A 21,244-nucleotide genomic window follows, 5' to 3' on the forward strand; every position below is an offset into this window, starting at 1 on the left:
TTGGCTCGATAAATTCGAATTGCCTGACGTGTTGATTAGGAAAAACTTCGGCCTCTGCCCGGTCGGTTCCTAAAGCAGGTGCGTGCTGCCGTGGACCAGCCTGAAAAGTTGGTCCTGTCAGGGTTTGGGGACTGTGCGTCCGTGCGCCGGCATGAGGCCGGGGGTGTATCTCCCATGCGAAGTGGCTGCGTGGCGCAGGGTCGACGAACCCAGATTTCTACTGCCGTCGTTGGAGAAGGAAGGCCGCGGTCGCCAGCACCACCGAAACAACCATGATCAATGTCGAGATTGCGTTGAGCTGTGGCGACACGCCCTGCTTGATCAGGGAGAAAATATAGACCGGCAGTGTGGTGGCGCCGCCGGAATTCAACAGGTTGCTGGTGATGAAATCGTCCATCGAGATGACGAAGGCCAGCATGGCACCGGCGAAGACCCCCGGCAGGATGAGCGGCAGCGTGACACGACGAAAGGCAACCCAACCGGTCGCATAGAGATCGCGGGCCGCTTCCTCCAGATCGAGGTCCATTCCTTGCAGTCGCGCGCGTATCGGCAAGAAGGCGAACGGGATGCAGAAGGTCGTGTGCGCGATCATCAGCTTGGCCATTCCGTTGGCGAGCCCGACCTCGGAGAAGAGGATCAGCACGGCGACGGCTACAACGATTTCGGGCAAGAGGAGCGGGAGGTTAACCACCGTTTCAGAGATGCGACGGAATCTGACATTGCGCCCCCGCACCAGGACCAATGCCGCCATCAGTGCGACGAGTGTCGAGGCAACGGTGGCGACCGCGGCGACCAGCAGGGAGGTCTTCACCGCCGTCAGCAGGTTCGCGTTGGACAGGGCGGTGGTGTACCAGTGCAACGAGAAGCCGCCCCAATTGGAGACGATCCGGTTCGCGTTGAACGAATAGAACACCACGACGGCGATCGGCAGATAGAGATAGGCGAAAAAGATCACGCTGAAGGGGCCGAATCCCGGATAGCGTCTGACGTCATCTCGAGTGCTCATGAAGCACGCTCCAACCCTTCGGTCCGTATCGAGCGCAGGCCCTGGAAGACCAGGAAGACCATGACCGCGGCCATCAGCACGATGGCGATAGCGGCGCCGAGCGGCCAGTTGCGCGCGCCACCGAACTGCAATTGGATGAGATTGCCCATCATCATGGTCTTGCCGCCGCCGAGCAGGGTCGGCTCCAGCACCGCGCCGAGGCTGGGAACGAACACCAGTATCGCGCCGGCGATCATGCCTGGCCGGATGAGCGGCAGGATAACACGGCGCAACGTGGTGAGCCGGTTGCCATAGAGGTCGTGCGAGGCCTCGATGAGCGCGTGATCGAGCTTCTCGATCGAGGCGAAGATCGGCAGGATCATGAGTGGAATGTAGCTGTAGACAAGACCGACCAGCATGGCTGTGTTGCCGAACAGCAGGGAGTCCATCTGGTCGACGAGGCCCAGACCACGAAGGGTCTTCTCGATGACCCCGTCCTTGCCAAGGATGATGATCCAGGAATAGACGCGCACGATCATCGAAACCCAGAATGGCAGTGTGACAAGATAGATCAGCAAGACTTTGACCGTCGGTCGCTGGAGCGCGATGAAATAGGCGACCGGGAAGCTTAGAAGCAGGCAGATCGAGGTTGTCACCGCCGACAGGACCAGCGTCCTTGCGACCACGATGAGATATTGCGGATTGAACTCCAGCTCGCCGGTCCAGCCTTGGTTGAACAGGAGCTGCTTGTAGGGAGCGGAGGTGAACACGTACTCGAAGCCGCCGTAAGGGCCGCGCGTGGAGAACGACACGACAACGATGATTCCGATCGGGATGATCAGCGTCAGCAACATGATGACATGGGCCGGCAGCAGGCCAAGGACATTCCAGTTCGGATTCTTGATGGACGGCTTCATGCGCCGAGGATCCGCACGGATTCGGCGGCGAAGCCAACTTTCACCGGCTGTCCGATCTCGAACATCTGGCCACTGCTGACGCTGTTGCGCTTGGAGACGCGTAGCTTGGTGCCGCCCGTCTCGACCAGGTAGTATGTGTAGCCGCCAAGATAATTGGTGCCCATGATCGTCCCATCGACAGCGATCGGGTTGTCCTGGGCGGGCAGGCTGATTTTCTCCGGGCGTATCGACATGAAGGCCTTCTGTCCCGCGACCGCTTTCTTGTGGGAAGCCGTCAAGGTCATGCCCAGCGGCGTCTTCACGGTCGCCTGCTCGCCGTCCACGGCAATCACGTCCGCGTCGAGGAAGTTGGTCTCGCCGATGAAGTCGGCGACGAAGCGGTTTGCCGGTTCCTCGTAGATGGCGGCAGGTGTGCCGAGCTGTTGGATCTCGCCATCGCCGAGAACGCAGATGCGATCCGACATGTCGAGTGCTTCTTCCTGGTCATGGGTGACGAAGACGAAGGTGATGCCGGTCTTGCGCTGCAGGGTGCGCAATTCGTCACGCATGGCCTGGCGGAGCTTCAGGTCGAGTGCCGAGAGTGGTTCGTCGAGCAGCAGGACTTCCGGTTCGGGTGCCAGCGCACGGGCGAGCGCAACGCGCTGACGCTGGCCGCCGGACAATTGCTGCGGCTTGCGCCTGGCAAATGCCTCCATATGAACGAGACGAAGCATATCGGCGACGCGCGCATCGCGGCGGGCCTTTGACCAGCCCAGGTTTTCGAGCCCGAAGCCGATATTCTGCTCGACGCTCATATGCGGAAACAGGGCGTAGCTCTGGAAGACGGTGTTGACCCGCCGCTTGTGCGGCGGCAGCCCCTGTATGTCCGAGCCGTGCAGGAAAATTTGACCCGCCGTTGGCTGTTCGAAGCCGGCGATCATGCGCAACAGCGTGGTCTTGCCGCAGCCGCTCGGCCCGAGCAGCGTAAAGAACTCGTTGTCGTAAATGTCGAAAGAAACAGGCTTCAACGCCTGATAGGTGCCGAACACCTTGGAGACGCCCTTGATCTCTACGGCCTTTCGAGATGCGCGGTGGCCGCCCTCATCAATCATGGTGTGGGCGCTCCGGTCGGGACTTTTGCGAGCTCGGCGATGAAGACATGATTTCGACGCCGCGCACCAAGAGCGGGCGCGGCGTCGATCAGGCGGTTACATCTTCTCCCATTTGCCGTTGCGCACGACGAACATGTCGATGTCGATGGCCATGTTGGTCTGTCCGTTCGCATCGAACGAGACGTCGCCCAGAATGCCGTCGTGATGGATGTCACGAATGGCCTTGCTCAGCGCTTCCTTGTCGTCGATGCCCTTTTCCTTGATGACCTCGAGCAGGATCTGCGTGGCCTCGTAGGCATATTTGGCGTAGGAACCGGCAGGATCGGGATAGGCCTTGGTTTCATAGGCCTTGTTGAATTCCTCGAGCTTCGGGTTCGACTGTACGGAGGGAGTTCCCGCAATGGTTCCCTCGGCGGCCGCCCCCGCGATCTCGATGAACTTCGGATCGTAGATGCCCGAAATTCCGTACATGGGCAGATTGCCCATTCCAAGGTCGGCCATCTGGCTGCGCACCAGCGCGGCTTCGGTGACGACGCCACCGAAGTAGACCGCATCAGGCGCTGCCGCCTTCGCCGTGGTCAGCATGGCGCGGAAATCGGTCGTGCCGACTGCCGCGGCATCCGAGGAAACGATCTCGCCGCCGGCGGCCTTGAAGAAATCCCCGAACCACTTGGTGTTGGCCGCGCCGTAGTCGGTGGTGTCGGAGATGATCGCGATCTTCTTGATCTTGCCTTGCTTGGCGATGGCTTCGGCCAGCGGCTTGTTCTCGTTGACCAGCGTGGGCGTCACGCGGGTCACGTTCGGGAAATTCTGCTCGGTGATCTTCGGGCTGACCGCGCCCCAGACGATGAACGGCATCTGCGAGCGGTTGAAGACCGGGATCGTCGCCAGTGCGACCGAACTGTTCCAATGCCCGGTTGCCGCGATCACCGACGGATCATTGACGAGCTTCTGGGCCGCTGAAACGCCGACGGCCGGATCGGAGGCGTCGTCGAGAATGACGCCTTCCACCTGGTGTGGGTAGCCGCTGGCATTGGCCTGTTCGATCGCGAGCAGGAAGCCATTGCGGGCGCCCAGCCCCTGCTGGGCGTTGCCGCCGGAGAGCGGTCCAATGAAGCCGAGTTTGATCTGGTCGGCCTGAGCCTGGGCGGCGCCCAGTGCGATGGCCAACAGAGACCCGGCCAGAATTGACGATACGCGGATAAGCGTACTGCGCCTGTTTTGCATGGTTCCACCTCGATAGAATTATCTGCCGCCGTCGTAGCGACCCGGCCGATCGTGATCGTCGGCTGATCATCACTGTATGGGCGTGCATCCAATGATGAAATTCGGAAATTGTGACTCGTGAGTTCGGAGATTCGTTCTGTCCGCCAGGCGTGACGGTTGATACCCGTCGGCTTCAATCGAGAGTGAACCGCATGGCGGAACTGCTTGTCCAGCAACTGGTGAACTGGATAACCCTTGGGTGCATCTATGCCTTGCTGGCGATCGGATTCAGCCTGATCTTCGGTGTCTTGGACGTCATTCATTTCTCTCATGGCGATGTCGCGATGACGGCGCCTTTCATCACGCTGGGACTGGCCCAGGCGCTGGCGACCGCGCTTGGAGCCTCGAGCCCCGCCTGGCTGGTCATTGCGGTGCCGCTAGCCGTGCTCGCCGTCGGTTTGATCGGTGTCCTGCTGGACAAGGTGATTATCAGGCGCTTCCGCGACGCGCCCGCCATGATGGCGCTAGTGGCGACGGTGGCGCTGGGCATCGTCATCCGCGAACTGATCCGCCATCTCTATCCTGAGGGATCGAACCCGCATGCCTTCCCCCGCCTGGTGACGGGCATGGCTTTCGAAGTCTCCGGCGTCGCCATCAGCTGGTTCGCCCTGCTTGTGGTCACGCTGACCGTCGCGCTGGTGGCCTTGCTGTTCGTCTTCCTGCGCATGACCCCGCTCGGCCTGCGCATCCGGGCGGCCTCGGAAGACCGGATCGTGGCGCGGATGATGGGCATCCGCGATGCCCGCGTCTTCCGTGCGACGTTCTTCATCGCCTCCGCGATCGGCGCCATCGCCGGGCTTTTGTTCGCAAGCTATGCCGGCGTCACCCGGTTCGACTTCGGTGTCATGGCCGGCTTGCTCGGCTTTTCCGCCGCGGTGATCGGCGGCCTCGGCTCGATGCCAGGCGCCATCCTGGGCGGACTGATCATCGCCGGCATAGAGGTGCTTGCGCAGACATTCGTGCCGGACGGCGCTTCCTATCGACTGGTCTTCGTCTTCCTGCTCGTCATCGCCGTGCTCATCTTCCGCCCTGCCGGCCTGCTTGGGCGCACCGTCATGGAGAAAGTCTAGCATGCAGGGAAGCGCTTCAACCGCCGCGCCGGGCAAGGCAGCGGCCGCGGCCTTCACCGTTGTCTCGCAACTGTGCGGCGCGGCTTTCCTATACCTCATCTTGAAGGTTGACGGCGGCTGGCAGGTGGTCGGCCTGCTGGTCTTGCTCGGACTGGGCTTCTATCTGTTGGAGAAGCTGCCGTGGATCGCGGACTACGCGTTAGCGAGCTTTGCCCGGGTTCCGCTCGTGGCGATGGTTACCGCGGCCGTTGTCGTCCTGGCTTTTCCGTTCTTCGTCGGCTCGAATACCTATATCCTGCATCTGCTGATCGTCGCCGAGCTCTATGCCGTGCTCGCGCTGGCGCTCAATTTCCAGCTCGGCAGCGCCAACATTCCGAACTTCGCCACCGGCGCGTCCTACGGCATCGGTGCTTACGTATCGGCGCTGCTGGCGATCAATTTCGGTGTCAGTTTCTGGCTGACGCTGCCGGTCGCGGCGCTGGCGGCAACGCTGTTCGGTTTCATCATCGGCATTCCATCGATGCGCACGCGCGACACCTATCTGGCGCTCGTCACCATCGCCTTCGGTGTCGTGGTCCAGCAATTGCTGAACAATTTCAGCTGGACCGGTGGCCCCAACGGTCTGGTCGGCATTCCGGCGCCCAGCCTGTTTGGCCATTCCTTTGCCGACCCGCTGGTGATCCTCGGCTGGAAACTGCCGAGCCAGGCGAACTTCTATTATCTGTCAGCGGCGCTGGTCGTCGTCGCCATCGTCACGGCGCATCGCTTGCACGGCTCGCGCATCGGGCTGGCCTGGAACGCGCTGCGCGCCGACGAGATCGCCGCCAGGGCGCAAGGCATCAACGTGGCGTGGTTCAAGGTGCTGGCGTTCGCGGTCGATGCCTTTCTCGCCGCCTTCGCCGGCACGATCTACGCCTTCTACGTTTCCTACATTTCCCCCGACAATTTCACCTTCCTTGTCTCCGTCACCATCATGACCATGGTCATCGTCGGCGGCATGGACAATATTTTCGGCGTCATCGTCGGTGCCTTCCTGCTGACCATCCTGCCCGAGAAACTGCGCGCCTTCGCCGACTATCGCCTGCTGTTTTTCGGCGTCGTCATCATCGGCTTCCTGATGATCCGACCGCAGGGGCTGTTCCCACAACGCATGCGGCGCTACGGAGGCGACCTGTGAGTGCGCTTCTCAAGGTCGAGAACCTGACGATGCGCTTCGGCGGCCTGGTCGCGCTCAATGATGTCAGTCTGTCGATCGACAAGGGCGCGGTGCTCGCCGTCATCGGCCCGAACGGTGCCGGCAAGTCGACGCTGTTCAATGTGGTGACCGGCGTCTACCGGCCGACCTCCGGCCGGGTGACGTTCGACGGCGCCGAGATCACCGGCCGCCCGTCCTACGAAGTCGTCGACCGCGGCATCGCCCGCACCTTTCAGTCGTCGCGGCTGTTCTCGGACCTGAGCGTCCTCGACAACGTCATCATCGGCATGCACACCCGCACAAAGACCGGCGTGCTGGATGCGCTGTTCCGGCCGGGCGCGTCGCGCCGGGAGATGGCGGCCTGCGTCAAGAAGGCCGAGGCGCTGCTCAAGCTTGGATCCGGCGACCTGTTCGAGCAACGTTACCGTCCGGCGGGCACACTGGCACAGGCCGACAGGCGGCGGCTGGAAATCGCCCGCGCGCTGGCATCGCAGCCCAAGCTTCTGCTGCTCGACGAGCCGTCGGTCGGCATGGACGATACAGAAACCGACGCCCTGGTTGCCGATATCGTGCGGCTGCGCGCGCAAAACCCCGAACTGTCGGTGGTCCTGATCGAGCACGACATGCGGGTGGTCGAGGCTTTCCCGCAGCACGTCACCTGCATCGACTATGGCAGCAAGATCGCCGAGGGCGACTTTGCGGCGGTACGCGCCGACCCGCGCGTCCAGGAAGCCTATCTCGGGAAGGCGGTCACCCATGCTTGAACTCAGCGACGTCGATACCAGCTATGATGCGGTGCCGATGCTGCGCGGCGTGGCGATGAACGTTCGCCCCGGCGAGCTGGTCTGCCTGCTCGGGCCGAACGGCGCCGGCAAGACGACCACCTTCATGACCGTCTGCGGCGTGGTGCGGGCCCAGCGCGGCAAGGTCGCGGTGCTGGGCAGGGACATGGCGACGCTTGGTACGGAAAACCTGGCGGCGCTCGGTGTCGGCCTCGTTCCGGAAGGACGCCGGCTGTTCCCAAGCCTGACCGTGATCGAGAACCTGCGCCTGGGCTATGACGCGGTGTCTGGTCGGGGGCCTAACTTCGCGGCGCAGCTGGACAAGATGAGCAATCTGTTTCCGCGTATCCGAGAACGTTTGCGCCAGGTCGCCGGCACCTTGTCAGGCGGCGAACAGGCGATGGTCGCACTGGCGCGCGCGCTGATCGGCGAACCCAGGCTGGTGATCATGGACGAACCGTCGCTCGGTCTCTCGCCCAAGCTCATCGGCGAGTATTTCGAGATCACCCGGGAGATCCATCGCCGCGGCACGACCATTCTTTTGATCGAACAGAACGCGGAAATGGGACTGGGAATCGCCGATCGCGGCTATGTCCTGGTCAAGGGCAAGGTCGCCCAGGAAGGACCGGCAAAGGAGCTGCTCTCGTCCAAGGCGGCCAGAAGCCTCTACCTCTGAACCGGGCAAATGCGTCTGCCGCCACCACGCGATCCCGGATGTTGCGTCCCGCATTCCACACCCCGACGATAGCCTCCCAGCATTTAGGGACAAGCTAACCACTGCCACATGAAATCGTAATTTCCGCTGCCCGGTCCCTCCAGTAAACCAAAGATCAGACCTCCGTCGCATGCGCGAAAACTCTCGGGGAGAGCCAGAAAGGGCCGCTGAAATGTCAGTCGAAAAGGTAGACACGCTCGTTGTAGGCGGCGGCCAGGCGGGGTTGGCCATGAGCGAACATCTGAGCAAGTGCGGGGTGCCTCATCTCGTCCTCGAGCGGCAGCGTATCGCCGAACGCTGGCGCACTGAAAGATGGGACTCGCTGGTTGCCAATGGCCCGGCCTGGCATGACCGTTTTCCTGGCATGGAGTTTCCGGATGCCGGCCCAGATGCCTTTGTCGCCAAGGAAAAGGTTGCGGATTATTTTGTCGCTTACGCGAACATGATCGCTGCGCCTGTCCGGTGCGGCGTAGAGGTCAGGAAAGTGCAAAGGCTGGTCGGCCGGCCCGGTTTCCAGGTCGAGACCTCGGATAGCGTGATCGAGGCCAGAAGCGTGGTTGCCGCCACTGGAGCTTTCCAGCATCCCGTCGTCCCGGCCATCGTCCCCGAAGATGCCGGGCTCATGCAGATCCATTCCAGCGCCTATCGCAATCCCGGCCAGCTGCCCGAGGGGGCCGTGCTGGTGGTTGGCTCGGGGTCTTCGGGGGTGCAGATCGCGGACGAACTCCAGCGGGCCGGAAGGCGCGTATACCTCTCGGTTGGGCCGCACGATCGCCCGCCGCGTGCCTATCGCGAGCGTGACTTCTGCTGGTGGCTGGGGGTTTTGGGCAAGTGGGACGCCCAGGCCCCGGCGCCTGGTACGGAACATGTCACCATAGCGGTGAGCGGTGCGCGTGGCGGCCAGACAATCGACTTCCGGCGTCTTGCCGCGCAAGGGATGACGCTGGTTGGCCGGACGGAATCGTACAAGGACGGTGTCATGGTCTTCGCATCCGATCTGGCCAGGAATATCGCGCGCGGCGATGCGAACTACATGTCGGTGCTGGACGAAGCCGACGCCTATGTTGCCCGCAACGGCCTCGACCTTCCCGAAGAGCCCGATGCCCGCAAGATCGGGCCTGATCCGCAATGCGTGACCGATCCCATTCATGGTCTGAACCTGGCTGAAGCCGGAATAAGCTCGATCATCTGGGCTACGGGATTCACCGTCGACTACAACTGGCTCGGCGTTGATGTGTTCGACGAAAAAGGCAAGCCGAAGCATCAGCGCGGAGTTTCGACCGAACCCGGGATCTATTTCCTGGGCTTGCCGTGGCAATCGCGCAGGGGCTCCAGCTTTATCTGGGGCGTCTGGCACGACGCCCAGCATGTGGCGGATCACATTTCCACGCAGCGCAAATACCTGGCCTATCACGCGTCCGCGAAACGCGAGACCAAGGTGGCATAGCCAATGGCAGCTGAAACGGATGTCCTGACCTCGAGCCTGATCTGACGGAGACCAAGATGGCGCATACAAGAATTCGCAAGTTCAACACGAAAGACACCTATCCCGAGCAGAAGCTCGACAACGATCTGTGCCAGGCGGTCGTTACGCGGGGCGGCAGAACCGTCTATTTGCGTGGCCAGTGCCCGCAGGACCTCGACACGGCCAAGAACATCGACAGCCACGATCCCGCCGAGCAGACGCACAAGGTCATGCAGAACATCCGCCAGCTGATCGAAGAGTGCGGCGGCACCATGGAGCACTTGGTCAAGGTGGTGGTCTACATCACCGACGTGCGCCATCGCGAGGCGGTCTACCGCACGATGGGCGAGTATATCAAAGGCGTGTATCCGGTCTCGACCGGCCTTGTCGTGCAAGCCCTGGCGCGGCCGGACTGGCTGGTCGAGATCGACGGCACCGCCGTCATTCCGGATGATCACACCTCGATCATCACGGATTGACGGCCATGACCTTTTCCATTGTCGCGCGGTGCGAGCGCACCGGCATGTTCGGGGTCGCGGTATCTTCCTCGTCCCCCGCGGTGGCGGCGCGCTGCGCCTATGCGCAGGCGGGCGTCGGCGCCATTGCCAGCCAGAACGTCACCGATCCGACGCTTGGGCTGCGAGGCCTTGAGCTGCTGGCGCGCGGTGCTTCTGCGGCCGAGGCGATCGCCATACTGAAACGCACCGGCGCCTACAGCGAATACCGGCAGGTGCTGACTGTCGATGCCGCTGGAACGACCGCGATCCATTCTGGGCCCAGGGCGCTTGGCATCTGGGCCGAAGCGCGCGCGGACAATGTCGCCTGCGGCGGCAACATGCTGGCCCATGACGGCGTGCCGCAAGCCATGGTCGGGGCCTTTCTGGCGTCGGAAGGCCATCTGGGCGACCGCCTCATCGCGACCATGCGCGCCGCGCTGAAGGCGGGTGGCGAGGCCGGCCCGGTCCATTCCGCCGGCATGAAGCTGGTGCGCGAGGTCGCTTGGCCGGTCGCCGACCTGCGCTGCGACTGGACCGACGACTGCCCGATCGAGCAACTGGCCAAGCTGTGGGAAATCTACAAGCCACAGCTCGATGCCTATGTGACCCGCGCCATAAACCCGTCCGATGCGCCGAGCTACGGCGTGCCGGGCGATGAATAGTCAAGACAGGGGATGCCTGCGATGAGCGAACTCAGCCACAAGGACTGGATCGGCAAAGCGTCCGCGATCCATTTTCGCGACAGGGCGTTCATCGACGGCAAGACGGTTGCGGCGCGTTCAGGCCGAACCTTCGCCAGCGTCAATCCGGCAACCGGCGAAGTGCTGGCCGAGGTGGCGTCCTGCGGCGAGGAAGACATCGATCTCGCCGTTACCGCCGCACGGCGCAGCTTCAACGCCGGCGTCTGGTCACGCACCAGCCCGGCGCACCGCAAGGAGGTGTTGCTGCGGCTGGCGCAGCTCCTGCGCGAAAACCTGCATGAACTGGCCCTGCTTGAATCGCTCGACATGGGCAAGCTCGTCGGGGATGCCGCCACGGTCGACGTTCCCGGCTCGGCCGCGATCTTCCAGTGGTATGGCGAGGCCATCGACAAGATCTATGGCGAAGTGGCGCCGACCGGTGAAGGCGATCTGGTGTTGGTGCGGCGCGAGCCGCTTGGCGTGGTCGGCGCGGTGGTGCCGTGGAATTTCCCGCTCGACATGGCGACCTGGAAGTGCGCGCCCGCGCTGGCGGCGGGCAATTCGGTGGTGCTGAAACCAGCCGAGCAGTCGCCTTTGTCGGCGCTCCGGCTGGCGGAACTGGCGATGGAAGCGGGCCTGCCGGCTGGCGTGCTCAATGTGGTGCCGGGCCTCGGCGAAACCGCCGGCCAGGCGCTCGGCCGCCATATGGATGTGGATTGCCTTGCCTTCACCGGTTCGACAGCCGTCGGCAAGATGTTCCTGCAGTATTCCGGCCAGTCGAACATGAAGCAGGTCTGGCTGGAAACCGGCGGCAAGAGCCCCAACCTTGTCTTTGCCGATTGCAGCGATCTCGATGCGGCGGCCGATATGGCGGCCTTCGGCATCTTCTTCAACCAGGGCGAGGTCTGTTCGGCCAATTCACGTTTGCTCGTACAACGCGGCATCAAGGATGCTCTCGTGGACAGGCTGGTGCGACGTGCGGCGGCCATGCAACCCGGCGACCCGCTCGATCCGGCTTCGAAAATGGGCGCGATGGTCGATGCCCGCCACGCGGCCAATGTCATGCGGTTCGTCGAGGCTGGCAAGAAAACCGCGCGCCTGGTTGCGGGCGGAGATCTGGTCACGGTCAACGGGCGCGGCAGCTTTGTCCAGCCCACCATCTTCGACGATGTGGCGCCTGCCGATATGATTGCCCGCGACGAGATATTCGGTCCGGTACTGTCGGTCATCGCCTTCGACGACGAGGCGGAGGCGATCCGTATCGCCAATGACAGCCCATACGGGCTGGCAGCATCGCTGTGGACCGACAGCCTGTCGCGCGCGCACCGTATCGCCGGCCGGCTCCATGCCGGCACCGTTTCCGTCAACACGGTCGACGCGCTGAGCCCGATGACGCCGTTCGGCGGCTTCAAGCAATCCGGCTTCGGCCGCGACCTGTCGCTGCATGCGCTCGACAAGTACACCGCGCTTAAAACGACATGGATCAAATACTGATGGGCGCCAAGGCTTGATCGAAGCACCCAAACCGGCAACATAGCCAGCCATGCCGCTACGCTTCACCCTCCGACAGCTGGAATATTTCGTCGCCGTTGGCGAGGCCGGCTCCATCGCCAAGGCGGCCGAACAGGTCAATGTCTCGCCGCCGTCGATTTCGGCCTCCATCGCCCAGCTGGAAACCGAGTTCGGCGTCCAGCTTTTTGTCCGCAAGCATTCGCACGGGCTCTCGCTCACGGCTGGCGGCCGCGTCTTCCTGAAGGAAGCCGCCCGGCTGCTCAACGATGCCGACGCCTTGCACGACGTCGCCGGCGACTTTGCGGAAAAAGTACGCGGCCCGCTGGCAGTGGGATGCCTGCTGACATTCGCGCAGATTGTGCTGCCGGCCCTGCGCATGCGGTTCGAGCGCGCTCATCCTGATGTGCGCGTGCGGCAGTTCGAGCGCAATCAGGGGCAATTGCTCGAGATGCTGCAGCGCGGCGAAATCGACCTTGCGCTGACATACGATCTCGAACTGTCGCAGGACATGACCTTCGAGCCGCTGATGCTTGTGCCGGCCTATGTCATGCTGCCGGCGGGGCATCGCTTCGCGGCAAAGGCGTCGATCACGACGGAGGAATTGGCCGACGAGCCGATGGTGTTGCTCGACTTGCCGTTCAGTCGCGAATATTTCCTGTCGGCGTTCCACCAGCGGGGAATCCGGCCCAACATAGCCGAGCGTACCGGCGACATCGCGGTCATGCGCTCGATGGTAGCGAACGGCTTCGGCTACGGCATCGCCAATATGCGGCCGCTCAACACGCTGGCGCCGGATGGCAAGCCGCTTGTCTTTGTGCCGCTGGACGGCGACCTGCGGCCCTTGACCATGGGCGTCGCCTTGCCCAACTCCGAGCATCGCACGCAAACCGTCCAGGCGTTCATCGAACATTGCCGCCATTTTGTGGTCGAGCAAGGCGTGTTCGGCGCCGAGCGGGCAGTCGGCTAAAGAAATTTCTTTTCAGTGAAGCGGTGGTCGGCAAGCCGCTTCAGCAATTTTTCCAGCATGTCGTCGCAGCGGCGCATCTGCTCGACGCTGACGAATTCGTCCGGCTTGTGCCCTTGCGCCATCGAACCCGGTCCGCACACGACTGTCGGCGTGCCGAGATCGCGGCTGAACAGGCCGCCCTCGGTGCCGAAGGCAACCTTGATGGTGTCGTTGGCGCCGGTCAGCGATTTGACGAAAGCGACGGCTTGCGAACTGACCGGGGTATCCAGGCCGGGATAGGTGTTGGTGACGTCGATGTCGATCGCCGCTTCGGGCGCGATGGTAGAGGCTTCGACGGCGACGCGCACGGCCTCGGCGCGCAGGCGCTCGAGAATCCCGTGCGGGTCGTCGGCCGCGACATTGCGGATCTCGAAGTCGATATGGCAGAGGTTCGGCACGATGTTCAGTGCCACGCCGGCGTTCATCCTGCCGACATGGACGGTTGTGTAGGCAATGTCGTAGTCGCCGTCGCGGGCGCCATCACGCGCCAGCCGATCCTGCTCCCGGCGCAAGGCGGCGACGAAGTCGCAGCCGAGATGGATGGCGTTGAGGGCCAGCGGGGCCAGCGCCGAATGGCCTTCGCGTCCCTTGCAGATGGCGCGTGCGGCAAGCTTGCCCTTGTGACCCGTCGCCACCCGCATGTCGGTCGGCTCGCCGACGATACACAGCAACGGCCGCTGCGGGGCTGCCCGCAGCATGTCGACCAGGCTGCGCACACCGATGCAGCCGATCTCCTCGTCGTAGGAGAGCGCCAGGTGCAATGGCGTCCGCAGCGGCATTTTCGAGGCCCTGAGACACGCGGCGAGGGCACAGGCGACGAAGCCCTTCATGTCGGCTGCACCGCGTCCGTAAAGCTTGCCGTCGCGCTCGGTCATCTCGAAGGGCGGCAGCGTCCAGTTCTGCCCATCGACGGGAACGACGTCGGTGTGGCCGGACAGCATGATGCCGGAAGCGTCGGTCGGTCCGATGGTGGCAAAGAGATTGGCCTTGTGGCCATCCTCGCTTCGGATGAGCTGGCAAGCAATGCCATGCTCGTCGAGCATATCGGCCACAAAGCCGATAAGGTCGAGGTTCGAGTCGCGGCTCACCGTCGGGAAGGCGATCAGCTTTTCCAGGATACGAATGCTGTCCATGCGTCTATGTCTCGTTGCCCGTGCGCGCTATCTAGCATCGCCCGGTGGCGGCCTTGAAGTCGCATTTGGCTCTGCCGGGATTCACCGGATGCTAATCCAGCCCGATTAGGCGCGCCCTAATCGGCACAGAAGAAATCTGTAGTTTTCCCGCGCGTGCCGCAACTTATGAGTAGGTTCACGGCATCTACCCACTGGGCAGACCGGCTTGCGCCATGGCTCAACACCATGAACGCGTATGCCGCGATGCGACGCTGGCAGGAAGGAAGCACCATGCGCGATCCACGCTACGACATTCTGTTCGAGCCCGTGAAGATTGGTCCGGTGACCGCCAAGAACCGCTTCTATCAGGTTCCGCATTGCAATGGCGGTGGCTACCGCGATCCATCCGCCGCGGCCGAGATGCGCCGCATCAAGTCGGAAGGCGGTTGGGGCGTCATCTTCACCGAGCAGACCGAGATGCACCATACCTCGGAGATCACGCCCTTCATCGAGCTCCGGCTGTGGGACGACGCCGATGTCCCGGCACTGGCCAGGATGGCCAAGGCCATGCACCAGCATGGCGCGCTGGCCGGCATCCAGCTGGCCTATTCAGGCATCAACGGACCGAACCTCTACACCAAGGAAGTGCCCCGCGGACCCTCGGCCTTGCCGATCCGGACCTTCACCAACGATCCGGTTCAGGCGCGCGCCATGGACAAGCAGGATATCCGCGACCTGCGCCGCTGGCACCGCAACGCCTTCAAACGTGCCAGGCTGGCGGGCTTCGATCTGGTGTGCCTCTACGGCGCGCATGGCTTCGGCATCATCCAGCACTTCCTGTCCACCGCCACCAACCAGCGCAGCGACGAATATGGCGGCTCGCTGGAAAATCGCTCACGGCTGATGCGTGAGCTGATCGAAGAAGGCAGGGATGCCATCGGCGACACGTGCGGGCTGACGCTGCGGCTATCACTGGACGAGATGATCGGCGAGCTTGGCTTCGCCAATTCCGAAGTGCGCGACATGATCGAGATGCACGCCGACCTGCCCGACCTCTGGGATCTGGCGCATGGCGCGTGGGAGGACTGTTCCGGACCGTCGCGCTTCAAGGAGGAGGCTGCGCAGGAAAGCCTCGTATCCGGCATCAAGAAGCTGACCTCGAAGCCGGTCGTTGGCGTCGGCCGCTTCACGTCGCCAGATGTGATGGTGAAGATGATCAAGTCCGGTACGCTTGATTTCATCGGCTGCGCGCGTCCGTCGATTGCCGATCCCTTCCTGCCGAAGAAGGTGGAGGAGGGGCGGATCGAGGACATTCGCGAGTGCATCGGCTGTAACATCTGCATTACCGGCGACATGACCATGTCGATCTCGCGCTGCACGCAGAACCCGACCTTCATGGAGGAGTGGCGCAAGGGCTGGCATCCGGAAAGGATGCAGGCCAAGGGCGACAGCGAGAGCGTGCTGGTCGTCGGCGCCGGCCCGGCTGGGCTGGAGGCCGCCCGTGCGCTTGGCCTGCGCGGCTATCAGGTGGCCATCGCCGAGGCCGGCACCGAACTTGGCGGACGCGTGGCGCGCGAATGCCGCTTGCCGGGCCTTTCGGCATGGGGTCGGGTGCGCGACTATCGCCAGTACCAGCTCAGCCAGATGTCCAATGTCGATGTCTATTTCGAAAGCCGGTTGTCCGCCGAGGACATACTGGCCTACGGCTTTCAAAACATTGCGCTTGCCACCGGCTCGACGTGGCGCCGCGACGGCGTGGCGCGCGCGCATGTCGTGCCGATGCCGGTCGACCCGGCGATGGCGGTCTACACGCCGGACGATTTGATGGGCGGCAATGTGCCGTCCGGCAATGTCGTGCTGTTCGACGATGACCATTACTACATGGGTGGGGTGCTGGCCGAGCTGATGGCGCGCCAGGGCGCGAACGTGACTTTGGTGACGCCATCCGCCTATGTGTCAGACTGGACGCGCAACACGCTGGAGCAGGGCGCCATCCATCGCCGGCTGGCCGGGCTCGGCGTCGAGATCGTGCTGAACCGGACCGTGACGCGCATTGTGCCGGGAGGTGTCGCCACTGCCTGTGCCTATACGAGCGCCCGGCACAACATCGCCGCGGACGCTGTCGTGCTGGTGACGTCGCGCCAGCAGGACGATGGTGTCTGGCACGAATTGAAGGCGCGGCGGGACGAGTGGGCCGACAGCGGAATTCGCTCGATCAAGGTCATCGGCGACGCCGAGGCGCCGGGCCCGATTGCCTGGGCAACTTACGCCGGCCATCGCTTTGCCCGCGAGCTGGATGAAGCCGATATCGGCGATGCACTGCCCTTCCGTCGCGAGGTCACGGCGTTGGCCGCGGAATAGGCTCAAGGCGCGAATAAAGTGAAGCCATTCATGCTTTCCGTTGCCCAGCGTTCGCTCGTCGACGGGGCACCGCGCGTCGCGGCCCAGAAGGGCCCGACCGCTCGAATGCCAGGCGTTAGCCGATCTTGTTCTTGGCGATCGCGTCTCCCCGCCACAGAGCGCAAGTTCGATAGTTTCGTAAAGTCATTGGAGAATGGCCACGGACTAAACAATTCCCCATGCCCGAAACCTTCCCCTCCCTGTCATCTCGCGCAGGCCGAGCTCTCCGACGAGGTTGAGCGCTCCCTGTTTTGTCACCTTTAGCCTGTCCTGGATCATGCCAGTGGAGACGAGCGGCCGCGAGAGCACCAGCTCGACCAGACCTGGAAGCTTCGAGTTGGCACGGCGCTCGCGCAGCCGCCGCTCCAACTGGTTTTTGGCCAGCACCAGCCGATCGTGCTCCTTCAGTCCGGCCAGCGCCGCCTCGTGAATGGTATCAAGGAACGCCAGCAGCCGATCGGAACAACTGCGCGCCCGCCGCCGCTCCCGCGGAATGTTTTTGGCGCCAACGTGCAGGCAGGCGAGATGGTTGGCGGTCAGACCCGTCTGCCGCAACAGCGCGGCGACGAGCAGTGACCCGAGCCAGGCGCCATGCTGCAGCACCTCGATGTTTTGCCAGGCGTCGAGCAGCAACGCCGCGCGCAGGGCGACCGGCAGATCGCGTGTCCCAGCATTCACGGCCAGCCATTCGGCCAGCCGTTCTTCTTCATTCCAGTCGAGATCGTAGATCAGGTCCGGCCGGTCGGCTGGGCGCGCCACTTTCGCCCGCACGTCGACGCCGCTGAGGAGCTTTGATGAGCGTGCCAGGACAGCATCGATCTCGGCAAATTCTTCTGCCAGCAGATCGTCCTCAACGTCATCCCGACCGTCGGCTTCAAAAGAGCTGGCTCCAGCCCCCTCCCCTTCCCCCCTTTTTTGGTCCGCCACCACCGCCATGGCGCCGCCGCGACCGGTCAGCGCCAACAAACCGTCGCGGCCGAGCGCCCAGTCCTGATGCTGCGACAAAATTCGCCGGCGGGTTCGCAGCACCGCGTGCGCCCGGGTGAGCTCGTGGGTCGGTGTGCGGACGTCCATGTGGGCGTCGTGCAGGACAAGGTCCTCGAGATGGACGAGTTCGCCCTCGAGCCAGACCGCCGCCGCCGCATCGACAAAATGCTGGCGCTCGACAAAGCCGTCGCGGACCGGCGAACGAGCCAGCCGCTCGTCAAGGCGGGCCAAAGTCTCGGTCGCACGCGCAACCGGCCCGAGCAGGGTCTCCAGCGGCAATTCTCGAATCGCGTAAGCCATTGTTTTCACAATAGCTGATTTACCATAGTCAAGCTATCTCGATATTAAGTGGACTTGAAGGGGATTTTCTCCGGCAGCTTTTTCACTATCGATAATGACCTCTTATCGATAGTGATGGATTAGCGGTGCAAAATCGCTAGAATCCATGCAAATCACAGCCGCTAAGGCCCTGGAACCCGCTTCGAATGGCCAGTCCGACGCCAATTCCGCCCCCTGCCCTCATCTCTTGCGACGAGGCCGGCTTTGCCGGCCCAAAACTGCTTGACGACCATCCGACATTGCAGGTGGCTGATGTCGTCGCCGGCGCCACCGCAGACGTCTTCCAGCACGTCGGGGAGGCACCTTATCGCGGTCTCCACCTTTGGGTCGGGGAACACCTGCACATGAACACCATGCTGTCGGACGACGATCTCATCGACGTCACCCGTATCGAGCCAAAGGTCGATTTGGCCGTGTTGCGAGAGCTGGCGTGTCGCGCCGACAAGGGTGAGGATCCGCTCGAAGGCATCGAAGACTTCTACGCGGCCGAATTTCGCCGAGCTGCTCCTGGGCAGCGCGGTCTGAAGAGGCTCCCCGCCGCATTTGCGAGGGATCAGCGATGACGAGTTCGGTTGCTGCGCGCGCCGAGGCGCTTGATGCGCTGGATTCGGTGCTGCCATTCGATCGCCGCGAGTTTCTGGCCGGTTTGCTGACAGACAGTGACGTCGAGACGCTGCGCCACCTGGCAAAGGAAGGCATTGGCGAGAATTCGCTAAGGGCACTGGCCTCGGACCTCGGCTACCTCGAGGCATGGTGCCAGGCCGCGACCGGCTCCCCCCTGCCCTGGCCTGCGCCGGAAGCTCTCTTGATCAAATTCGTGGCGCATCATCTGTGGGATCCCGCCAAGCGCGAAGCCGATTCTTCTCATGGTATGCCGGATGAGGTGGCTACGGCACTAAAGTCGGCCGGGCTGCTGCGCATCGACGGACCGCATGCGCCCAACACCGTCCGACGGCGGCTATCAAGCTGGTCGACACTGACCGGGTGGCGTGGGCTGACAGGAAAATTCAATGCGCCGGGTCTACGCGGCGCCGTCAAACTTGCGGTGCGCGCCAGCGCCCGGCCGCGCGTGCGAAAGAGCAGGAAAGCTGTGACGGCCGACATTCTGGCCTCACTGCTAAGGACGTGCGCCGGTGATCGCCTGGTTGACGTCCGCGACCGCGCCCTTTTGCTGACCGCCTTCGCCTCTGGCGGCCGGCGCCGCAGCGAGGTTTCGTCCTTGCGGTTCGAGCAGCTCATTGACGAGGACCCGGTGCCGGTCGATCCGAAAGAGCCGGACGGGCCGAAACTGCCCTGCACAAAAATCCAGCTCGGCCGCACGAAGACCACCGAAGCTGATGAAGACGCTATGGTGCTCCTGGTGGGCCGGCCGGTCACCGCGCTGCGGGAATGGCTAGAGGAAGCGAAAATCACCGAAGGTGCCGTGTTCCGCAGCATCGACCGCTGGGGCAATCTCGAACGTCGAGCAATGACCCCACAGGCCGTCAACTTGATCGTGAAGCGCCGGATTGCCGAGGCCGGCCTCGATCCGACGTTGTTTTCCGCCCATGGCCTGCGCTCCGGCTACCTGACCGAAACCGCCCGCCGCGGCATTCCCCTCATCGAAGCGATGCAGCAATCGCAGCATCGCTCTGTCAACCAGGCCTCCCGCTACTACAATGAAGTCGATCGCCAGCTGGGACGAGCGGCACGGGTGATTGTCTAGCTTCCCTGTCGGCGATCGCTGCCAAGGGGCCGCGTGCCGAACCGCCACCCTTGGCAGCCCTGTTTGGATTTCCCACGACACGTATCCTTATCCCCTTCCCGGTGGCTGTCGGTGTGTCTTGCCCAGGCTCCGCTGTAATGCGTCGCTGATTGCGAGCCCATTTTCTGTCTGGACCACTTTGCCGGCCGTTTCCAGGCCGGCTGAGGCACTCGACACACCGCGGCCGGAAAGCCTTGATGTGTCGAGCTTCGCGCGCAGCAGCGCCATGATCATCGGCCAGACCGAGAACTTTCCATCGCGGGCGCGTGTTGTCAGGCTTCGCAGATACCCGCCAGGGCTGGAGATGTGCTCGACCCTTTGCTGGATCGCGGCAATCGCAACCGCGGCATGGTCCTCGCCCATGACCTCGCATGCCTCCTGGTAGGCGGACGGGCTGATCCCAAGACAGGCCCTGCCCGTTGCCGCCGCGGCCATCAGATCCCGCCATGTCCGGATTTCGCCGCCCTTCGCCAGGGCCAGGATTTCCGGGCAGGCATCCAGCACGATCCCCAAGGGCAGTTCGCGTTTTGGCAAGTGCCGCACGTTGTCGGTTTCCGCAACGTTGCCGCTCGCTTCTTTCTCTTTTCCTAAGCGGCTTTCAATTTCATTTTTAGAGTCTGGTTTTGAATTCTGTATGTGGCGCTCAAAATGAGACTCATTGGCGTTCTTATTTTGTGAATTGACGAATGTTTCCAGCGTGTTCTGTACTTCAAACCATAGCGCTTCGAGTTCCCCCGCCAGAGCGTCCAGCACCTGACGCACCGCTGTGCGCGGAATCCTTCCGGCGATGTCTTCGTAAGCACGTTGGAAGCGTCTCCAATCGGCCGGGATGGCTTCATCCAATCCTGTGGCGATCATCTTGACGATATCGCGCCGGCACAGGGTGATCCGCTCTCGGGCCAGTTTGAGGGCCCGCCGCTCGGCCGCGACAATTTCCGCGAGTTCCTTGAACTCTTCGGCGCGCGCCACGATCGGTGCGAGGTCAAAGCCATAGGCCTGTTCGATCTCTCCGCTCGGCCCTTTGCGAGCGAACCGCTTGCCGTTGGGGCTATCCCTGCGAATGACCAGCCCGCATTGCACCAGGACGGCCAGATGCCGTCGCAGCGTCGCCGGCGACATGCCGTTGGCACGGCTGATGAGCTGCTCGTTCGACGGAAAGACGACCAGGTCGCTATCGCCATTGAATGCCGTATCCGGATGAAACGACAAAAGCGCATTGAGGATAGCCAGAGCGCGATCGGTTGCACCGATCGCGTCGCGTGCCTCCCGGACATGCTGGAACACATGCCACTTATGCACGGTGGCATCCTTGTCCACGGCCTTCGCGGCCACCTGGGTTGCCATCATCCCAAGCGACATCGGCCGCCGCCCGAAGGGCGTCGTCGTATAGTGCCTCTCCATTTCCCTCGCCTTTCAATCAGGCAAAAGAAAACTGCTCGTCGAAACGACGCCAACGACTCTTGACAGTGATTCGGGGAAGT

The 21,244-nt window shown here is 63.0% G+C and carries 19 protein-coding genes; 12 read left to right on the top strand and 7 right to left on the bottom strand.

Translation table 11 applies throughout. The features are described 5' to 3' along the window. Positions 1-217 precede the first annotated feature (217 nt). The 4 genes from ABVQ20_RS31360 to ABVQ20_RS31375 all read right to left on the bottom strand — a co-directional run bounded on the left by ABVQ20_RS31360 (position 218) and on the right by ABVQ20_RS31375 (position 4,163). The gene (locus ABVQ20_RS31360; RefSeq protein ID WP_354463570.1) at positions 218-1,006 is read right to left on the bottom strand and encodes an ABC transporter permease; all 789 of its coding nucleotides are present in this window, start codon (positions 1,004-1,006) and stop codon (positions 218-220) included. After that, entirely contained in the window at positions 1,003-1,902 is a 900-nt protein-coding gene (locus tag ABVQ20_RS31365) for an ABC transporter permease (protein ID WP_354463571.1), read from the bottom strand. The genes ABVQ20_RS31360 and ABVQ20_RS31365 overlap by 4 nt, the downstream gene beginning before the upstream one ends. Next, complete coding sequence (locus tag ABVQ20_RS31370) at positions 1,899-2,993, bottom strand: ABC transporter ATP-binding protein (protein WP_354463572.1); 1,095 nt, start codon at positions 2,991-2,993, stop codon at positions 1,899-1,901. The genes ABVQ20_RS31365 and ABVQ20_RS31370 overlap by 4 nt, the downstream gene beginning before the upstream one ends. A 96-nt stretch (positions 2,994-3,089) precedes the next feature. Further along, a complete protein-coding gene (locus ABVQ20_RS31375; protein ID WP_354463573.1) occupies positions 3,090-4,163 on the bottom strand; it encodes a branched-chain amino acid ABC transporter substrate-binding protein in 1,074 nt (357 codons plus the stop codon). Positions 4,164-4,411: 248 nt separating this feature from the next. Between ABVQ20_RS31375 and ABVQ20_RS31380 the strand changes: the two genes are divergently transcribed. The 9 genes from ABVQ20_RS31380 (at position 4,412) to ABVQ20_RS31420 (ending at position 13,142) form a co-directional block, all read left to right on the top strand. Next, complete coding sequence (locus ABVQ20_RS31380; protein ID WP_354463574.1) at positions 4,412-5,329, top strand: branched-chain amino acid ABC transporter permease; 918 nt, start codon at positions 4,412-4,414, stop codon at positions 5,327-5,329. Between the two features lies 1 nt (position 5,330). Beyond that, positions 5,331-6,506, top strand: a complete 1,176-nt coding sequence (locus ABVQ20_RS31385) for a branched-chain amino acid ABC transporter permease (RefSeq protein WP_354463575.1) — start codon at positions 5,331-5,333, stop codon at positions 6,504-6,506. Next, positions 6,503-7,288, top strand: coding sequence for an ABC transporter ATP-binding protein (locus ABVQ20_RS31390; RefSeq protein ID WP_354463576.1), 786 nt, complete (start codon positions 6,503-6,505; stop codon positions 7,286-7,288). The genes ABVQ20_RS31385 and ABVQ20_RS31390 overlap by 4 nt, the downstream gene beginning before the upstream one ends. Beyond that, positions 7,281-7,982 carry an ABC transporter ATP-binding protein gene (locus ABVQ20_RS31395; RefSeq protein ID WP_354463577.1) on the top strand — a complete coding sequence of 234 codons (702 nt, stop codon included), beginning with the start codon at positions 7,281-7,283 and terminating at the stop codon, positions 7,980-7,982. The genes ABVQ20_RS31390 and ABVQ20_RS31395 overlap by 8 nt, the downstream gene beginning before the upstream one ends. 211 nt (positions 7,983-8,193) lie before the next feature. Continuing rightward, complete coding sequence (locus tag ABVQ20_RS31400; protein ID WP_354463578.1) at positions 8,194-9,468, top strand: flavin-containing monooxygenase; 1,275 nt, start codon at positions 8,194-8,196, stop codon at positions 9,466-9,468. A gap of 56 nt (positions 9,469-9,524) precedes the next feature. Continuing rightward, a complete protein-coding gene (locus ABVQ20_RS31405; protein ID WP_354463579.1) occupies positions 9,525-9,965 on the top strand; it encodes a RidA family protein in 441 nt (146 codons plus the stop codon). A 5-nt stretch (positions 9,966-9,970) separates the two neighbouring features. After that, complete coding sequence (locus ABVQ20_RS31410; protein ID WP_354463580.1) at positions 9,971-10,645, top strand: DUF1028 domain-containing protein; 675 nt, start codon at positions 9,971-9,973, stop codon at positions 10,643-10,645. 21 nt (positions 10,646-10,666) lie between these two features. After that, a complete protein-coding gene (locus ABVQ20_RS31415; protein WP_354463581.1) occupies positions 10,667-12,157 on the top strand; it encodes an aldehyde dehydrogenase in 1,491 nt (496 codons plus the stop codon). A 49-nt stretch (positions 12,158-12,206) separates the two neighbouring features. Next, positions 12,207-13,142, top strand: a complete 936-nt coding sequence (locus tag ABVQ20_RS31420) for a LysR family transcriptional regulator (protein ID WP_354463582.1) — start codon at positions 12,207-12,209, stop codon at positions 13,140-13,142. Here ABVQ20_RS31420 and argE read toward each other — a convergent pair. Then, positions 13,139-14,314 (bottom strand): acetylornithine deacetylase, encoded by a 1,176-nt coding sequence (gene argE / locus ABVQ20_RS31425; RefSeq protein WP_354463583.1) that lies wholly within the window; start codon positions 14,312-14,314, stop codon positions 13,139-13,141. The two genes, ABVQ20_RS31420 and argE, sit on opposite strands and share 4 nt — an antisense overlap. A 270-nt stretch (positions 14,315-14,584) precedes the next feature. Here argE and ABVQ20_RS31430 point away from each other — a divergent pair, with 270 nt between their 5' ends. Beyond that, the gene (locus tag ABVQ20_RS31430; RefSeq protein WP_354463584.1) at positions 14,585-16,654 is read left to right on the top strand and encodes an oxidoreductase; all 2,070 of its coding nucleotides are present in this window, start codon (positions 14,585-14,587) and stop codon (positions 16,652-16,654) included. Between the two features lie 204 nt (positions 16,655-16,858). On the opposite strand, the gene ABVQ20_RS31435 is transcribed toward ABVQ20_RS31430, so the two are convergent. Then, positions 16,859-17,980, bottom strand: coding sequence for an RHE_PE00001 family protein (locus ABVQ20_RS31435; RefSeq protein WP_354463585.1), 1,122 nt, complete (start codon positions 17,978-17,980; stop codon positions 16,859-16,861). Positions 17,981-18,165: 185 nt separating this feature from the next. Between ABVQ20_RS31435 and ABVQ20_RS31440 the strand changes: the two genes are divergently transcribed. Beyond that, positions 18,166-18,582, top strand: a complete 417-nt coding sequence (locus ABVQ20_RS31440; RefSeq protein ID WP_354463586.1) for a hypothetical protein — start codon at positions 18,166-18,168, stop codon at positions 18,580-18,582. After that, positions 18,579-19,724: a site-specific integrase gene (locus ABVQ20_RS31445; RefSeq protein WP_354463587.1), complete on the top strand. Its 1,146-nt coding sequence runs from the start codon at positions 18,579-18,581 to the stop codon at positions 19,722-19,724. Before ABVQ20_RS31440 ends, ABVQ20_RS31445 begins: the two co-directional genes overlap by 4 nt. A gap of 87 nt (positions 19,725-19,811) precedes the next feature. Here the strand turns inward: ABVQ20_RS31445 and repC are convergent, their stop codons facing one another. Next, positions 19,812-21,164, bottom strand: a complete 1,353-nt coding sequence (repC, locus tag ABVQ20_RS31450; RefSeq protein ID WP_354463588.1) for a plasmid replication protein RepC — start codon at positions 21,162-21,164, stop codon at positions 19,812-19,814. Positions 21,165-21,244: the final 80 nt, after the last annotated feature.

Source organism: Mesorhizobium shangrilense, assembly GCF_040537815.1.
Lineage (GTDB): Bacteria > Pseudomonadota > Alphaproteobacteria > Rhizobiales > Rhizobiaceae > Mesorhizobium > Mesorhizobium shangrilense.

What these genes read in the sequence shown, in the direction of transcription:
- ABVQ20_RS31360 (WP_354463570.1), bottom strand. Translation starts at nt 1,006, where the DNA reads ATGAGCACTCGAGATGACGTCAGACGCTATCCGGGATTCGGCCCCTTC.
- ABVQ20_RS31365 (WP_354463571.1), bottom strand. Translation starts at nt 1,902, where the DNA reads ATGAAGCCGTCCATCAAGAATCCGAACTGGAATGTCCTTGGCCTGCTG.
- ABVQ20_RS31370 (WP_354463572.1), bottom strand. Translation starts at nt 2,993, where the DNA reads ATGATTGATGAGGGCGGCCACCGCGCATCTCGAAAGGCCGTAGAGATC.
- ABVQ20_RS31380 (WP_354463574.1), top strand. Translation starts at nt 4,412, where the DNA reads ATGGCGGAACTGCTTGTCCAGCAACTGGTGAACTGGATAACCCTTGGG.
- ABVQ20_RS31385 (WP_354463575.1), top strand. Translation starts at nt 5,331, where the DNA reads ATGCAGGGAAGCGCTTCAACCGCCGCGCCGGGCAAGGCAGCGGCCGCG.
- ABVQ20_RS31395 (WP_354463577.1), top strand. Translation starts at nt 7,281, where the DNA reads ATGCTTGAACTCAGCGACGTCGATACCAGCTATGATGCGGTGCCGATG.
- ABVQ20_RS31400 (WP_354463578.1), top strand. Translation starts at nt 8,194, where the DNA reads ATGTCAGTCGAAAAGGTAGACACGCTCGTTGTAGGCGGCGGCCAGGCG.
- ABVQ20_RS31405 (WP_354463579.1), top strand. Translation starts at nt 9,525, where the DNA reads ATGGCGCATACAAGAATTCGCAAGTTCAACACGAAAGACACCTATCCC.
- ABVQ20_RS31410 (WP_354463580.1), top strand. Translation starts at nt 9,971, where the DNA reads ATGACCTTTTCCATTGTCGCGCGGTGCGAGCGCACCGGCATGTTCGGG.
- ABVQ20_RS31415 (WP_354463581.1), top strand. Translation starts at nt 10,667, where the DNA reads ATGAGCGAACTCAGCCACAAGGACTGGATCGGCAAAGCGTCCGCGATC.
- ABVQ20_RS31420 (WP_354463582.1), top strand. Translation starts at nt 12,207, where the DNA reads ATGCCGCTACGCTTCACCCTCCGACAGCTGGAATATTTCGTCGCCGTT.
- argE (WP_354463583.1), bottom strand. Translation starts at nt 14,314, where the DNA reads ATGGACAGCATTCGTATCCTGGAAAAGCTGATCGCCTTCCCGACGGTG.
- ABVQ20_RS31430 (WP_354463584.1), top strand. Translation starts at nt 14,585, where the DNA reads ATGCGCGATCCACGCTACGACATTCTGTTCGAGCCCGTGAAGATTGGT.
- ABVQ20_RS31435 (WP_354463585.1), bottom strand. Translation starts at nt 17,980, where the DNA reads ATGGCTTACGCGATTCGAGAATTGCCGCTGGAGACCCTGCTCGGGCCG.
- ABVQ20_RS31440 (WP_354463586.1), top strand. Translation starts at nt 18,166, where the DNA reads ATGGCCAGTCCGACGCCAATTCCGCCCCCTGCCCTCATCTCTTGCGAC.
- ABVQ20_RS31445 (WP_354463587.1), top strand. Translation starts at nt 18,579, where the DNA reads ATGACGAGTTCGGTTGCTGCGCGCGCCGAGGCGCTTGATGCGCTGGAT.
- repC (WP_354463588.1), bottom strand. Translation starts at nt 21,164, where the DNA reads ATGGAGAGGCACTATACGACGACGCCCTTCGGGCGGCGGCCGATGTCG.